We start from the raw sequence: 13,537 nt of genomic DNA, 5'->3' as shown, positions 1-13,537 counted from the left end.
GCCATGACCCGCGCGCTGCACCACCTCGACCTGTGGGTCTCCGACCTGCCGCGCGCCGAGGCCGAGTGGGGCTGGCTGCTGGGGCTGCTCGACTGGGAGCACGACGGCTCCACACTCACGCACCCTGACGGCACCTACCTCTATCTCGAGCACTCCCCCGACCAGCGCGACGTCCCCCACGACCGGCTCCGCCCGGGCGTCAACCACCTGGCCGTCACCACCGACGACCGGGCGCTGCTGGACCGCATCCGCGCCGAGTCCTCGGCCCACGGCTGGCACGAGCTGTTCCCCGACCACTACCCGCACGCGGGCGGTGAGCAGCACACCGCGCTCTACCTGGAGAGCTCGGAGGGGTTCGAGGTCGAGGTCGTGCTGGAGCCGTCGGAACGCTGACGTTCAGCCGGCCGCGTCCGTCCGCGGGGGCGGCTCGGTGGGTGGCGAGTAGGCGGTACCGGGCGACCGCGGTCCGCACGACCCGTGCCGTGGCCCGTCCGTCGTCGTCGAGCACCGCGCACAGACCCGCCTCCAGCGGGGCGGAGCTCGCGACGGGTGGCCCGGTCTAGCACCCCCGGGGGGCTACCAGGGACCAGGCCAGACCCTGCTCGGTGGTCGGAGGGGCACCCGGGGGGCCGCTGCGAGAGCCGGGGCTCGAGCGTCGCCGCGACCGACGCCGCCGGGGCCGGTCGGCGATCCGACCACCGGCGGGACCAGCCGCCAGATCGCGAGGAGGCCGCGGGCCGAAAACGCGAGCTGGTGTCGGCCGCTGCCGTGGACGCCGGCAGCAGGGCCCACTCCCGGCTCGGAAGCAGCGGCTGCTCCTGGGCTGCCAGGCGGACGCGACCGCTGGCGGTCCAGCGTTGCAGGTCGTGGCGCGGCACGGTGCAGCCTCCTCCCGCTCCCGGTGACCATCCTGCGGCCGTCGTCGCGCCGTGGCCTGCCATGGTGGTCGACATGACGCTTCTGCCTTTCGAGAGCCACTACCCAGTCGTCCATCCCGCGGCCTGGGTCGCCCCCGGAGCCACCGTGATCGGTCGGGTCACCCTGGCCGCCGGAGCCTCCGTCTGGTACGGCTGCGTGCTGCGAGGTGACGGGGACGACATCGTCATCGGTGAGCGCAGCAACGTGCAGGACCTGTCGGTCGTCCACGCCGATCCGGGGCTCGGCGTCCACGTCGGGACCGACGTCACCGTGGGGCACCGGGCGATTCTGCACAACTGCACGGTCGGGGACCGTGTCCTCGTCGGCATGGGGGCGGTCGTGCTGAACGGCGCCACCATCGGCTCGGACGTCATCATCGGTGCCGGCACGCTTGTACCCGAGGACGCGCACATTCCTTCCGGGACGCTCGTCCTCGGGCTCCCTGGGAGGGTGCGACGGGAGCTCACCGGGGCCGACCGAGCCGCGGTACTGGCCAACGCCGACACCTACGTCCAGCTCGCGCTCCGGCATGCCGGTCAGGTCACGCCAGACCACCGTTGACGTCGACAACCGCTCCGTGCACGTGCCGCGCCCGGTGCGAGGCGAGGAACAGCACCGTCGCCGCGACGTCCTCCGGCGCAGCGAGGCGCCGGCACGGCGTGCCCGCGGCGATCCGCTCGCGCTGCTCCTTCGTCGTCACGGCCCACATCTGTGGTGTGTCCGGCGGACCCGGGCACACCACGTTCACGCGGATGCCGGTCCCGGCCAGCTCGGCGGCCAGATGACGCCCCAGGCCGATCAACCCGTAGCGGGCCACCGTGTAGTGCGGGCCCATCACACTGCTGTACCGCCGCCCGGCGATCGAGGAGGTGATGACCACGCTCGCACCCGCCCTCAGGTGCGGCAGAGCGGCCTGCACCGCCAGCACGGCGCCGCGCAGGTTGGTGTCGATCAGCTCCTCCCACTCGTCCACGGTCAGATCCACGAACGGCGTGGAGGATCCCACGAACGCGTGTGTGACGACCGTGTCCAGCCGCCGATAGCGCTCCATCCCGGCGGCCACCGCCTCGAGGTGGGCAGTCGGTGACCGGAGCTCCACCTCGAGCGGCAGGAAGTCAGCGGCGGGCTCGCCGACCCGCCCGCAGTCGACGCCGACTACCCGCTGACCCCGTGCTCGTAGACCGCTGACCACCGCGGCCCCGATCCCGCTGCCGGCACCGGTGACGTAGGCGACGGGAGGACCGTCCACCAAGCCCACGCCACTCATCAGTAGAGCCCGCCGTTCACGTCCAGCACCGCGCCGTGGACGTGCCGTGCCGCGTCACCGGCGACGAACGTGATCACCTCTGCGACGTCCTCGGGCTGGGCGATCCGGCGGAGCGGCGTCCTCGCCGCGATCGCCTCCTGCTCCTCGGTCGAGGCGTGGGCGGTGAGGATGGGGGAGTTCGTGGGCCCGGGAGCTACACAGTTGATCCGCACCCCCGTGCCAGCCAACTCGGCAGCGAGGTGGCGCGTGAGGCCGATCACCCCGTACTTGCTGGTCGTGTAGTGGGCCCCGTTGGAGACGCTCCTGGTCCGACCGGCGATCGAGGACACGATGACGATCGACCCCGTGCGGCGCTCGATCATCCCGGGCAGGACCGCCTGCAGGCACAGCATCGTCCCGGTCACGTTGACGCGCCAGACGCGGTCCCAGGACTCCACCGTCATCTCAGTGAAGGGTTCGGGGTAGCCGAGGGCGGCGCTCGTCACCAGCACATCGACGGCGCCGTCTGCGGCCAGGGTGTCGGCGGCGACCGCGCGCACCGCCTCGGCATCCGCCACGTCGACGACGTGGGGCACCCACCGTCCTGGTCCCGGGTCGAGCTCGCCGGGGCGCAGGTCGAGGCCGTGCACGGTGGCGCCGGCGTCGAGGTATGCCCGCGCAGTCGCACGACCGATGCCGCTCCCAGCCCCGGTGACCATCACGGTTCGCTGACCGCTCACCGCAGCACCAGGTCGGTGTAGTTGTCCGAGAGCACCGCACCGGCGGCGTCGGCCACCCGCATCGCCACCCGGTACTCACCACCCGGCGCATTCGCAGGGATCGGCCAGACGATCTGGTCCACGCGCTCCACCGAATCGGCGACCAGACGGGTGCTGAACTCGCTCTTGTGCAGCACCTCCCCGCTCTCGCGATGCACGATCGCGTAGCTGACGACGGCATCCTCGATCGCGTGGTCGTGGTCATTGGTGATCCAGAGCTTGGCCGAGAACGTCTGCCCGCGCTGGTAGACCTTCTCCCGACCGATGATGTAGGGCCGGGCTTCCCGCTCAAGGCTGATGAGCACCCGGGTGTACACGGCCTTCATCGAGTCGTACACCTGGTAGGGGCGACGGTAGTAGTCCAGGAGACCGGACCCGATGATCGGGCAGGAATCGCTCCAGTAGTACAGGTACATGGAAGCCACCGGCGCGTACTTGCGCTGTCGGATGAATTCGATCTGCTCCTTGACCACAAGTGCTTCGTAGCGCTGGTAGTTGTCGATGAACTCCTCCACACTGCTGCCCAGATCGACCTTGGCACCTTTGAAGGCCAGCTCGTAGAACAGGCCGTGGTATTCCCAGGTGTCCCAGTCCGGAGGCCACAGCTTGTCCTCGGGGATGAAGGTCCGCAGCGTCTCCAGCACCGGGACCGACGCCGCCCCGAACTCCACGATCTGCGGTTGCACCACCACCTCGTCCATCGGTCGGTCCCCGTCGTGGACACCGCCGATCATGAGGTTCTGCGCCCCCTCGCGGTAGTCGCCGAGGTGGATCCAGCGGACCGGGTCGACGGTGGCGAGCGTCTCCTTCAGGACGGGACAGAGCCGGTGGTAGTTGTTCGGCTTGTCGGGCAGCAGGTAGATCTCGGGCTCCTTGAACACTGACCACATCCCCATCGAGGCGTGGTTGGTCAGCATCTCCCCCATGTCGCGGATCATGTCGCTCGCCCGCTCGATGAAGTCGTCGCTGTCGCTGACGCAGTAGTGCAGCGGGAACACCTGCCAGACCAGCAGCCCGAGCTCGTCGCACATGGTGTAGAAGCCGTCGGGCTCGACGTGGCTGCCGATCCGGATGGCGTTGATCTGCATGTCGAGCATCTTGGTGAGGTCCTCCTCCCACATCTGGGGATTCGCCTCGCTGAGCCACTGACTCGAGATGTAGCGCATCCCGCGGAGGAAGATCCGCTTGTGGTTGAGGTACCACTGGCCGGTCGTGTCGTCGTGGCGGATCTCTTTGATCGCGAAGCGCTGCTCGACGACGTCCTCACCAACTGCGGCGCGTGCGGTGTACATCGACGGGTGGCCGTGGTCCCAGGTCCACCAGAAGCGGGCCTCCGGCACGGTCACCACCATCTTGTGCACGGTGACGCCGGGGGTGAGCGTCACCCGGCGCACGCGATCGGGCACAGGGTCCCCGTCGAAGTTGGCCGGCGCCACGCCGAGGACGAGATCGGTCGTGACCACCGCGCCGGTGGTGTTCACCAACCGGACGTCGACGTCGACCAGCCCCGTGCCGTCGGGCTTGTCCAAGCCGTCACCCAGCCAGTCCTTCTTGATCCCGATCCTGGTCGAGATCCGGACATGGGCGACGTGCACCGCCGGACGTGCGATGAGGTCGACCGACCCCCAGATGCCACCGCTGTTGCCGTCCTGGCGGTACTTGGTCATCGCCCCCGGACGGTGCATGGCGTCGATCATGTGCCCCTTGACCTGGGAGATCGCCAGCGCCTGGTGGCGCTGGTGGTCCGGCGACAGCGGGTTCTCCGGGAATGTCGCCTGGACGTACTCGGTGGGGTCACGCGGTGCTCCGTCCTTGACCACGAGGACGTTCTCACCGTCACGGTCGACGAGGTCGGTGACGTCGAACTCGAAAGGGTTGAACATGCCCTCGTGCGAACCCAGGTAGGTGCCGTTGAGCCAGACGTCGGCGTAGTAGTCCACCGCCCCGAAACGCAGGAAGATCCGTTGACCCACGAATCTGTCGTCCACGGTGAAGGACCGGCGGAACCACACGCTGCCGAAGAAGTCGCCGATCTCGGTGAGGTACCAGTTCGTCGGCAGCTCCACCGGACGCCACGTGGCCGCGTCGAACGCAGGGTCGGTCCAGCCGAGCTCCTCGCCCGGCGTGTCCGCCTCCAGGGCGTAGGCCCAGGTGCCGTTCAGGTCGGCCGAGGTTCGGCCCTCATGGATGGAGATCACGTTCGATGCCTCTCGTCTGGATGGTCGTCGGGGTCGTCGGGATCAGGGCACAGAGCGACGGCGCGGCATGGTGCACCGTCGCCAGCGGCGAGCTTGAGCGGAGCCGCCACCAGGAAGACCTCTCGAGGCAGCGCGGAGAGTCCGCGGAGGTACTCGAGCAGCAGGACCCCGCGGCGGAGCAGGAGGTCGTGGGTCACGAAGTCGGTGGGCCGGACTGTGTGTCCGCGCATCGCGTCACCGATGGCCCGGTCCTGGGGAAAGTCGAAGCCGACCAGTCTCGGTCCTCGATCGACCAGCCACCGCGCCGCGGCGGAGCTGAGGTGGGGTGAGTCGAGCCAGTACGCCTCAGTGCCGACGTCCCGTCTCAGCTCCCAGTCGGTGCGGATGAGCAGGATGTCCCGCAGCGTCACGCCTGCAGCCGCCTGCGCCAGGTCCTCCGGCTCCACCGGCGCACCGGCCGGAACTGCGGAGACGTCGAGCACAGTCGCCCAGCCGATCCAGGCCGAGGCGTCCAGGGCCTCGACGGTGGGGCTCTTCGCCACCACATGGGCGGGAGCGTCTGCGTGGGTGAAGCCGTGTGCCGACATCGTGAAGGTCGTGGTGGTGAAGGGGTCACCGGCGTCGAGGCATTGGGTGAGGGAGCGCTCCTGGTTCCAGCGGAAGTGCTCAACGGGGATCTCGAAACTCAGGTCGTGAACCGTACAACCGACCGCCCTCACCCCTTGACCCCTGTCGTCGCGATCCCCTCGATGAGATAGCGCTGCGCGACGATGAAGAACCCGATGATGGGCCCCAGACCCAGCAGCGACATCGCGAACAGCGATCCGTAGGAGGACTCGCCCGTGGCGTCGAGGAAGGAACGCAGTGCGAGCGGCACCGTGTGGGTGGTGGGATCGTTGAGGTAGATGAGCGGGGTGAAGAAGTCGTTCCACGTCCAGATGAAGGTGAAGATCGCCGTCGTCGCCATCGCCGGCATGGTCAACGGCAGGATGACCTTCCAGTAGGTCCGGTACGGCCCCGCCCCGTCGATCGTCGCCGCCTCGTCCAGCTCGCGTGGCAGGGCACGGATGAACTGCACCATGAGGAAGATGAAGAAGGCGTCGGTGGCCAGGAACTTCGGCAGGATCAGCGGCCAGAACGTGTTCACCCAGCCGAAGGAGGAGAACATGATGTACTGCGGCACCACCACCACGTGGTAGGGCAGCATGATGGTGATCAGCACGATGGCCAGCACGACCCGCCGCGCACGGAACCTGAGCCGCGCCAGCGCGTAGGCAGCGAGGGAGCAGGAGAAGATGTTGCCCACCACCGCGGCGACGGCCACCACCAGTGAGTTGAAGAAGTACAGCTCGAAGCCGTACTGGAGGGCGTTCCAGCCCTCGACGTAGTTGTCGAGGGTCACCTCCCAGGGGATGAGGCCCTGGTTGCGAAAGATCTCCTCCTGGGGCTTGAACGAGCTGGACAGCATCCAGATCACTGGGTAGAGCATCACCACGCTCAGCGTGAGGAGAGCCAGGTGGGTCATCAGGCGGCGGAACCGGCTGGCCCGATGATCACCTGCCATGCCGGGTCCCGCTGCATCGGGGTCGCTCTGCAGGCGCGGCGCACGAATCGTTGTCGTCATCTACTTCTCATCCCCGTAGAAGACCCAGTAGCGCGAGGCCACGAAGTTGGCGGCTGTGAAGACCCCGATGATCAGCAGCAGGATCCAGGCCATGGCCGAGGCGTAGCCCATCTCGAACTGCGTGAACCCCCGCTGGTAGAGGTAGAGCGTGTAGAAGAGGGTCGAGTCCACCGGTCCACCGGAGCCCCCGCTGACGATGTAGGAGGGGGTGAAGGCCTGGAAAGCGTGGATGAACTGCAGGATCACGTTGAAGAACACGACCGGTGTGAGCAACGGCAGGGTCACTCGGAAGAACTGGCTCAGCCGTCCCGCCCCGTCCACCGCCGCCGCCTCGTAGTACTCCCGTGGGATCTGGCGTAGGCCGGCCAGGAAGATCACCATCGGTGAACCGAAGGTCCACACGTTGAGCACCACGAGCGTGCCCAGCGCGTGGTCAGGGTTGCCGATCCAGCTCGGGCCGTTCACCCCGAACAAGCCCAGCAGGGCGTTGAAGATCCCCTCGCTGCCGAAGACCTGTCGCCACAGGATGGCGATGGTGACGCTGGCGCCCAGCAGTGAGGGCAGGTAGAAGGCGGAGCGGTAGAAGCGGAGCCCGCGGACACCCCGGTTCAGGAGCAGGGCTAGCGCCAGGGCGAAGGCCAGCTGCAGCGGCACCGAGACGAAGACGTACCGGAACGTCACCCCGATGGCCTTCGTGAACCGCGGGTCGTCCAGCAGCCTGACGTAGTTCTCGAGTCCCACCCAGCTCGGGCTGCTGAGCAGCCGGTAGTCGGTGAACGACAGGACCAGAGAGGCCACCATGGGCACTGCGGTGATAGCCACGAGGCCCAGCAGCCAAGGGGTCAGCATCACCCAGGCCGCCCGTTCCTCCTGCTTGGCCCACGCCGACCGGGTACGGCGGACCGGCGGGTCCAGCGGCGGCTCGGCGACCGTACGCCGGCTGAGCGTTGTCTGGGTCATCTGCCTCGCCGTCCGGACTCAGCTCGCACCGATGGACGCGGCGAGCTCGTCGACCAGCCGGGCGCCGGCGGCTGCCGGGTCGAGCTCGCCGAAGCCGACCGCCAGGCCGAGCTCGCTCATCAGCGAGTCCGCCCGAGAGGAGCCCGAGGGACGCGGGGTGGCGAAGACGGACTGCGCCTCCACGGCCTGCGCGAACTCGAGCACCTTCCGGTCCACGGGCTCCAGCTCCGCCTCCACCGCCTCGACCCAGTTGGAGTTGCCCGGCACGCCCAGCTCCAGACCGAAGATCCGGTTGGCGTCGGGATCGTTGACGAAGAAGTCGACGATCGACGCCGCCTCTTCGGCAACCTCGTCCGTGGCGTTGGCGTTGATCGAGACGTAGCTCCCGATCACCAGCGAGGCAGGCGCCCCGCCGACCTGGGGGAACGGCGCGAGCGCGAGCTCCCCGGCTTCACCTACGGCCGTCTGGAAGGTGACCAGCTGGTTGGAGTTCTGAACGTGCATGGCGGTGTTGCCCTGTGCGAATGCGGTGTCCTCGAACGGCGCGGAGGAGTCCTCCGCGGTCTGCTCGGCGGTCTGGCAGCCACCGGCGTCGAGCAGCTCCTTCCACAGGCGGAACCACCGCTCGCCGTCGGCCGCGTCGAAGTTGAGCTGGGCCGACGCGTCCGGCGCGAACAGGCTCTTGCCGTCTTGGACCAGCGTGGTCTCGAACGTCGGAGCCGAGATGGCCTGGTAGGTGCTGCCGAGGGAGCCCTCGGGCAGGTTCGCGGCGAGCTCGAGACAGGCACTGGCAAACGCGTCCCACGTCCAGTCGAGGCCGGGCTCGGCCACTCCGGCCTGGGCGAAGAGCGCCGCGTTGTACATCGTGGCCGGGATCGTGGCCCCGACGAGCAGCATCACGAGGGTGCCCTGGTACTCCCCGGCTGCCAAGGACGCCTCGGAGAACAGCGACAGGTCGAGCGGGCCGCCGTCGGCGAAGCTGCGGAGGTCGGCGAGCTGTCCACGACTGGCGTAGTCGGAGACCTGACGCTCGGTGACGTGCAGAAGGTCAGGCGCGTTGCCCCCTGCGAACTGGGTCGGGAGCCGCTCGAAGTAGGAGCCGTAGTCCGCGAACTCGCGGGCGATGCTCACGCCCTCGTGGCGCTGGCTGTAGAGGTCGTAGATCGCGTTGAACTTCGCGTGGCGGACGTCACCACCCCACCAGGCCGCTCGGACGGTGGTTCCGCCCTCAGCACCGCCGCCCGCGCCGCCGCTGGTCGGACGAGGGGTGCATCCGGCCGCTGCGAGGGTAGCGCCGGCCAGGGACACCCCGGCCGCATGGAGGAAGAGTCGTCGGTTCATCGGCAATGACATGAGGAGCCCCTTTGCTTCCATCCCGGATCTCACCGTTCGCAGATCCGATCGTATCTGTAGCGTGGCAAACCGGTCAGAGGCTGTCAATGGGCTAAGTTGAGCGAGTTCGTTTCTTGAACCCGCAACTTTTACGATCGGATCTGTCATGGGAAGTCGGACGCTTCGGGTCGGCATCATCGGCGCTGGCCACATCGCCCATGCCCACCTGCGGGAGCTCGTGCAGCAACCAGGAGTCCAGATCAGCGCTGTCGTGGATGTGCGTGCTGACGCCGCCCGTGCGCTGGCTCGGGCTTGTGGCGCCACCGCATGCGCCACCGTGGAGCAGGCCTGCTCGGCGATCGATGCCGCCTACCTGCTGACCCCGCCCCGGGTACGGGAGCACGCTGTCGCCGTCCTCACCGCAGCAGGGATCCCGGTCCTCTGCGAGAAGCCGCTGGCCGCCGACGTCCCCTCCGCCCGACGACTGGCCGAGCTGGTGCGGGCGGCCGGCTCGCCCTTCATGGTGGGGTTCGTGCGTCGGTGGCACCCGCCGTACCAGCGGATACGAACCCTGGTGGCCGCTGGCGAGCTCGGTCGTCTCCTGATGGTCCAGCGGCAGCGCTTGGGCTACCTGCCCCTGTCTCAGGGGAACTGGCGGACCGACCCGAGCCAGGCGGTCGGGATGACCGTGGAGTCGCTCTCCCACGACCTCGACCTGCTGCGCTGGCTGGTCGGGGAGGTGGTCGAGATCGAGGGTCGCGTCGTCGGCTCGCGGCCGGAGCTGCGCGACTTCGACGACACGGTCCTCGCCACCGCCCGCTTCGCCGACGGCACGATCGGCTCCTGGCAAGCCAGCTGGATGAGCGCGGTCGAGCACAACTCGCTCGCACTCATCGGTGACGCGGGCACGGCGGTACTGTCCGGTCGCGGCATGTGGCGGTCCGACAGCCTGACGACGGCAGCGCCCGGAGCGACGGAACGGGTCGAGCTGCTGGCTGAGGATGAGGCGGCCGACATGGGGTTCGCCGGTGAGACGACGACCTTCCTCGCCCTGGCCCGCGGCGAACAGGTGGAGCACCCGACCGTCGAGGACGGGCTGCGGACCGTCGAGCTCTCGGCCAGCATCCTGTCCTGAACCAGCCGGGCGTCACCGCCCCTGGAACCGCGCAGGTCGCTTGGCGAGGAACGACTCGACCCCCTCGCTGAAGTCACGGCTGCCGTACACCCGCCGGTAGACATCGGCGGTCTCGACGGCGGCGTGCACCTCATCCACCCGGCGCTCGAGCTCCTTGAACGACCACAAGCTCAGCGGAGCGCAGCGACGGACGGCGGCCAACAGCTCCTGCAGCCGCTGCTCAAGCTGCTCGGTCGGCAGCACGGCGTTCACGAATCCCGCGGCGAGCGCCTCCTCCGCCGACAGCAGACGTCCGGTCATCAGGATCTCGCTCGTCAGTCGACGGCCCAGGAGGGCGTGCAGCCGAGCCAACGAGGTCGCCGAGAGCGTGTTCCCCAAGGTCTGCGCGATGGGAGAACCGAACCGTGAGCCGGGTGTGCACAGGACCAGGTCGCTGAGCGCGGCGAGCACCAGGCCCCCGCCGACGCACGCGCCGTCGACCACCGCCACCACGGGGACCCGCAGCCGCAGCAGACCTCGCTGACCCCGGGCGATCATGGCCTCGTACACCACCCCCCGCTCGCCGTCGCCGATATCGGCGAGGTGGCGGATGTCGGTGCCGCCGGCGAAGGCGCCGTCGGCGCCCCGGAGCACCACGGCGCGCACCGACCCGTCCGCCTCGAGCGCATCCCAGGTGCGCTCCATCGCCTCATACATGGCATAGGTGATCGCGTTGCGCTTGCCCGGGTGCGACAGCGTCACTGTCACCACGTCCTGATCCCGCCTGACCAGCACCTCGCCCGTCACCGACGCTCCTCCCAGGTCTCAGGCTGGTGCTCACCGAGGAGGGGCGGGTGTCGGCGGGTCGCCGCAGGCGTGCCGCTCAGCTTCACCGGGAAACCCAGCGTCTGCACCGTGCCCTCGACCGGGTGCGGGATGCTCTGCACCATCTCGCGGAACGCTGTGTGCTGGTCGGCGAGGACCTCGTCATAGCTCAGGATCGGACCGCAGGGGACACCGTCAGCCAGCAGTCGTTCCACCCAGTCCTCGGTGGACCCGCCGGACAGCACACCCTCGATCTCAACGGCCAGCTCGGCCCTGTGCTCCATGCGGGCGGGGTTGTCGACGAAGCGGGGGTCGGTCAGCAGGTCGTCGCGACCCAGGCTGCGGCAGAGGAATCCCCAGAGGCGCTGATTGTTGGCACCGATGGTCATCCAGCCGTCCGCGGTGCGGAAAGCCTGGTACGGGGCCGACATTCGGTGGGCCGAACCGGTGCGCTGCGGGACCTCTCCGCTGGCCCAGAACTCCGTGGCCTCCCACACCGTCAGTCCCAGGGCGGCCTCGAACAGGGACGTCTCGAGCCGCTGACCCTCGCCCGTCCGCTGCTTGTGCGCGTAGGCGGCGAGGATGCCGTACGCGCAGAACAACCCGGATCCGAGGTCGGCCACCGGCACACCCGCCTTGGCCGGCGGAGACGAAGGATGTCCGGTCACCCCCATCACGCCCGCCATCCCCTGGGCGATGAGGTCGTAGCCAGGTCGTTGCGAGTACGGGCCGGTCTGGCCGAAACCGGAGATGCTGGCGTAGATGAGCCCAGGGTTGGACGGGCTCAGCGACTCGTAGTCGATGCCCAGACGCCGCGTCACCCCTGGCCGGAAGTTCTCGACCAGCACGTCGGCACCACCGGCCAGCTCGCAGAACCGTGCGTGATCGTCCTCCGAGCGTAGGTCGAGCACCACCGAGCGCTTGTTCCTGTTCAGCGCGAAGAAGGCCGGTCCGTCGTCGCCCTTCCCCGAACGCCCCCACGAGTGCCGGGTCTGGTCACCACCGCCGGGCGGCTCCACCTTGATGACGTCGGCACCGAGGTCGCCAAGCAGCATCGTGCAGAAGGGGCCGGCCATCACCTGGGTGAGGTCCAGCACTCGTACTCCGCTGAGCGCACGGGAGTCCATGTCTTCCTCTCATCGTGTCGGGCAGGGTGGCACGTCCGGTACTCACCACCGGGCGGCGACGTACTTGGTCTCCAGGTACTCGTGGATGCCCTCGTGCGAGCCCTCACGTCCGAGCCCGCTCTGCTTGACACCACCGAAGGGCGCGGCCGGGTCGGAGACCAGTCCACGGTTGAGACCGACCATTCCGGCCTGGAGCCGGCGCGACACCCGCAGGCCGCGGGCCAGGTCCTCGGTGAAGACGTAGGACACCAGACCGTGCTCGGTCGCATTCGCCAGCGCGACGGCCTCGTCCTCGTCGTCGAACCGTGCGATGGGCAGCACCGGGCCGAACACCTCCTCGTGCATGATCCTCGCCTGCGGCGGCACGTCGAGCAGCACGGTCGGTGGGTAGAAGCTGCCCGGGCCCTCGAGGGCGGCGCCGCCCAGCACGACCCGGGCGCCCACGGCCTTGGCGTCGTCGACCAGCGCCTGCACCTTGGCCACCGCGGCGTCGTTGATGAGCGGCCCCAGATCGACGCCGGGACGGGACGGGTCCCCCACACGCAACGAGGCCATCTGGGCGACCACGCGGTCCACCCACTCGGCAGGGACGCCGCGTTGGAGGTAGCAACGGTTCGCGGCGGTGCAGGCCTGACCGGTGTTGCGCAGCTTGGCCAGCAGGAGGCCTTCGAGCGCCGCGTCGGGATCGGCGTCGTCGAACACCAGGAAGGGAGCGTTGCCACCGAGCTCCATGGCGGTGCGAACCACCCGGTCCGCGCACTGGGCGAGCAGCTGGCGGCCGACCGCCGTCGAGCCGGTGAAGGACAGCATGCGCACCCGCTCGTCCTCAAGCAGGGCCGCAACCACCTCGGCGGCTCGCGTGGTGGGCAGGACGGCCAGCACTCCGTCCGGCAGCCCGGCCTCCTGCAGCAGGTCGGCCACCGCCAGCGCGGTCAACGGTGTGTCCGGGGCGGGTTTCAGCAGCGCGGTGCAGCCGGCCGCGAGTGCGGGACCGATCTTCCTCGTGGCCATCGCCGCCGGGAAGTTCCAGGGAGTGACGAGCAGGCAGGTACCGACGGGCTCGTGGCTGACGAGCGCCTGGTTGGAGCCGGTGGGGCTGGCGAAGACCTGCCCCCGAACACGCACACCTTCCTCGGCGTACCAGCGGAAGTACTCGGCGGCGTAGCTCACCTCTGCCAGCGCGTCCGCCTCCGACTTGCCGTTCTCGCTGACGATCAAGCCGGCCAACTCGGCGCGGCGCTGGCGCATCAGCTCGAAAGCACCCATCAGGACATCGCTGCGCGCCCGCGCCGACGCGGCCGCCCAGGCAGGAGCGGCTCCGTCCGCCCGCTCCAACGCCTCCAAGGCGCCCTCTCTGCCCAGATCCGGCACCTCGCCCACCAGCGCTCCAGTCGCTGGATTGCGGACCGCCATC

13 protein-coding genes are annotated in these 13,537 nt (G+C 69.1%); 3 read left to right on the top strand and 10 right to left on the bottom strand.

Features of this window, described 5'->3' with window-relative positions; all coding sequences use genetic code 11:
* Nucleotides 1-3: 3 nt before the first annotated feature.
* Both DT076_RS13730 and DT076_RS13725 read left to right on the top strand, forming a co-directional pair.
* Nucleotides 4-393, top strand: a complete 390-nt coding sequence (locus DT076_RS13730) for a VOC family protein (protein WP_114127251.1) — start codon at nt 4-6, stop codon at nt 391-393.
* 546 nt (nt 394-939) lie between these two features.
* Nucleotides 940-1,479 carry a gamma carbonic anhydrase family protein gene (locus DT076_RS13725; RefSeq protein WP_158548141.1) on the top strand — a complete coding sequence of 180 codons (540 nt, stop codon included), beginning with the start codon at nt 940-942 and terminating at the stop codon, nt 1,477-1,479.
* On the opposite strand, the gene DT076_RS13720 is transcribed toward DT076_RS13725, so the two are convergent.
* From DT076_RS13720 to DT076_RS13690, 7 genes are read right to left on the bottom strand one after another with little or no spacing between them, the layout of a single operon-like run.
* A complete protein-coding gene (locus DT076_RS13720) occupies nt 1,460-2,167 on the bottom strand; it encodes an SDR family NAD(P)-dependent oxidoreductase (RefSeq protein ID WP_158548140.1) in 708 nt (235 codons plus the stop codon). The genes DT076_RS13725 and DT076_RS13720 overlap by 20 nt on opposite strands.
* A gap of 17 nt (nt 2,168-2,184) precedes the next feature.
* The gene (locus DT076_RS13715; protein ID WP_114127249.1) at nt 2,185-2,904 is read right to left on the bottom strand and encodes an SDR family NAD(P)-dependent oxidoreductase; all 720 of its coding nucleotides are present in this window, start codon (nt 2,902-2,904) and stop codon (nt 2,185-2,187) included.
* A complete protein-coding gene (locus DT076_RS13710) occupies nt 2,901-5,141 on the bottom strand; it encodes a glycoside hydrolase family 2 protein (RefSeq protein WP_114127248.1) in 2,241 nt (746 codons plus the stop codon). Before DT076_RS13710 ends, DT076_RS13715 begins: the two co-directional genes overlap by 4 nt.
* The gene (locus DT076_RS13705; protein ID WP_158548139.1) at nt 5,138-5,860 is read right to left on the bottom strand and encodes a cyclase family protein; all 723 of its coding nucleotides are present in this window, start codon (nt 5,858-5,860) and stop codon (nt 5,138-5,140) included. The genes DT076_RS13710 and DT076_RS13705 overlap by 4 nt, the downstream gene beginning before the upstream one ends.
* Complete coding sequence (locus DT076_RS13700; RefSeq protein ID WP_114127246.1) at nt 5,857-6,705, bottom strand: carbohydrate ABC transporter permease; 849 nt, start codon at nt 6,703-6,705, stop codon at nt 5,857-5,859. Before DT076_RS13700 ends, DT076_RS13705 begins: the two co-directional genes overlap by 4 nt.
* 60 nt (nt 6,706-6,765) lie before the next feature.
* A complete protein-coding gene (locus tag DT076_RS13695; protein ID WP_114127245.1) occupies nt 6,766-7,725 on the bottom strand; it encodes a carbohydrate ABC transporter permease in 960 nt (319 codons plus the stop codon).
* 18 nt (nt 7,726-7,743) lie between these two features.
* On the bottom strand, nt 7,744-9,066 hold the full coding sequence (locus tag DT076_RS13690; protein WP_158548138.1) for an ABC transporter substrate-binding protein: 1,323 nt from the start codon (nt 9,064-9,066) through the stop codon (nt 7,744-7,746).
* 157 nt (nt 9,067-9,223) lie between these two features.
* Between DT076_RS13690 and DT076_RS13685 the strand changes: the two genes are divergently transcribed.
* A complete protein-coding gene (locus DT076_RS13685; protein WP_114127243.1) occupies nt 9,224-10,192 on the top strand; it encodes a Gfo/Idh/MocA family protein in 969 nt (322 codons plus the stop codon).
* A 12-nt stretch (nt 10,193-10,204) separates the two neighbouring features.
* On the opposite strand, the gene DT076_RS13680 is transcribed toward DT076_RS13685, so the two are convergent.
* The 3 genes from DT076_RS13680 to DT076_RS13670 are packed head-to-tail and all read right to left on the bottom strand — an operon-like array spanning nt 10,205 to nt 13,536.
* Nucleotides 10,205-10,978 (bottom strand): enoyl-CoA hydratase-related protein, encoded by a 774-nt coding sequence (locus DT076_RS13680; RefSeq protein ID WP_114127242.1) that lies wholly within the window; start codon nt 10,976-10,978, stop codon nt 10,205-10,207.
* Nucleotides 10,975-12,123 carry a CaiB/BaiF CoA transferase family protein gene (locus tag DT076_RS13675; protein ID WP_114127241.1) on the bottom strand — a complete coding sequence of 383 codons (1,149 nt, stop codon included), beginning with the start codon at nt 12,121-12,123 and terminating at the stop codon, nt 10,975-10,977. Before DT076_RS13675 ends, DT076_RS13680 begins: the two co-directional genes overlap by 4 nt.
* A 42-nt stretch (nt 12,124-12,165) precedes the next feature.
* Nucleotides 12,166-13,536, bottom strand: a complete 1,371-nt coding sequence (locus DT076_RS13670) for an NAD-dependent succinate-semialdehyde dehydrogenase (RefSeq protein WP_233493968.1) — start codon at nt 13,534-13,536, stop codon at nt 12,166-12,168.
* Nucleotide 13,537: the final 1 nt, after the last annotated feature.

It is taken from the genome of Desertihabitans brevis (assembly GCF_003327535.1).
GTDB classification, from domain to species: Bacteria; Actinomycetota; Actinomycetes; order Propionibacteriales; family Propionibacteriaceae; genus Desertihabitans; species Desertihabitans brevis.
This window is presented reverse-complemented; position numbering and strand designations above follow the sequence as displayed.

What these genes read in the sequence shown, in the direction of transcription:
- DT076_RS13730 (WP_114127251.1), top strand. Translation starts at nt 4, where the DNA reads ATGACCCGCGCGCTGCACCACCTCGACCTGTGGGTCTCCGACCTGCCG.
- DT076_RS13725 (WP_158548141.1), top strand. Translation starts at nt 940, where the DNA reads ATGGTGGTCGACATGACGCTTCTGCCTTTCGAGAGCCACTACCCAGTC.
- DT076_RS13700 (WP_114127246.1), bottom strand. Translation starts at nt 6,705, where the DNA reads ATGGCAGGTGATCATCGGGCCAGCCGGTTCCGCCGCCTGATGACCCAC.
- DT076_RS13695 (WP_114127245.1), bottom strand. Translation starts at nt 7,725, where the DNA reads ATGACCCAGACAACGCTCAGCCGGCGTACGGTCGCCGAGCCGCCGCTG.
- DT076_RS13690 (WP_158548138.1), bottom strand. Translation starts at nt 9,066, where the DNA reads ATGAACCGACGACTCTTCCTCCATGCGGCCGGGGTGTCCCTGGCCGGC.
- DT076_RS13685 (WP_114127243.1), top strand. Translation starts at nt 9,224, where the DNA reads ATGGGAAGTCGGACGCTTCGGGTCGGCATCATCGGCGCTGGCCACATC.
- DT076_RS13675 (WP_114127241.1), bottom strand. Translation starts at nt 12,123, where the DNA reads ATGGACTCCCGTGCGCTCAGCGGAGTACGAGTGCTGGACCTCACCCAG.
- DT076_RS13670 (WP_233493968.1), bottom strand. Translation starts at nt 13,536, where the DNA reads ATGGCGGTCCGCAATCCAGCGACTGGAGCGCTGGTGGGCGAGGTGCCG.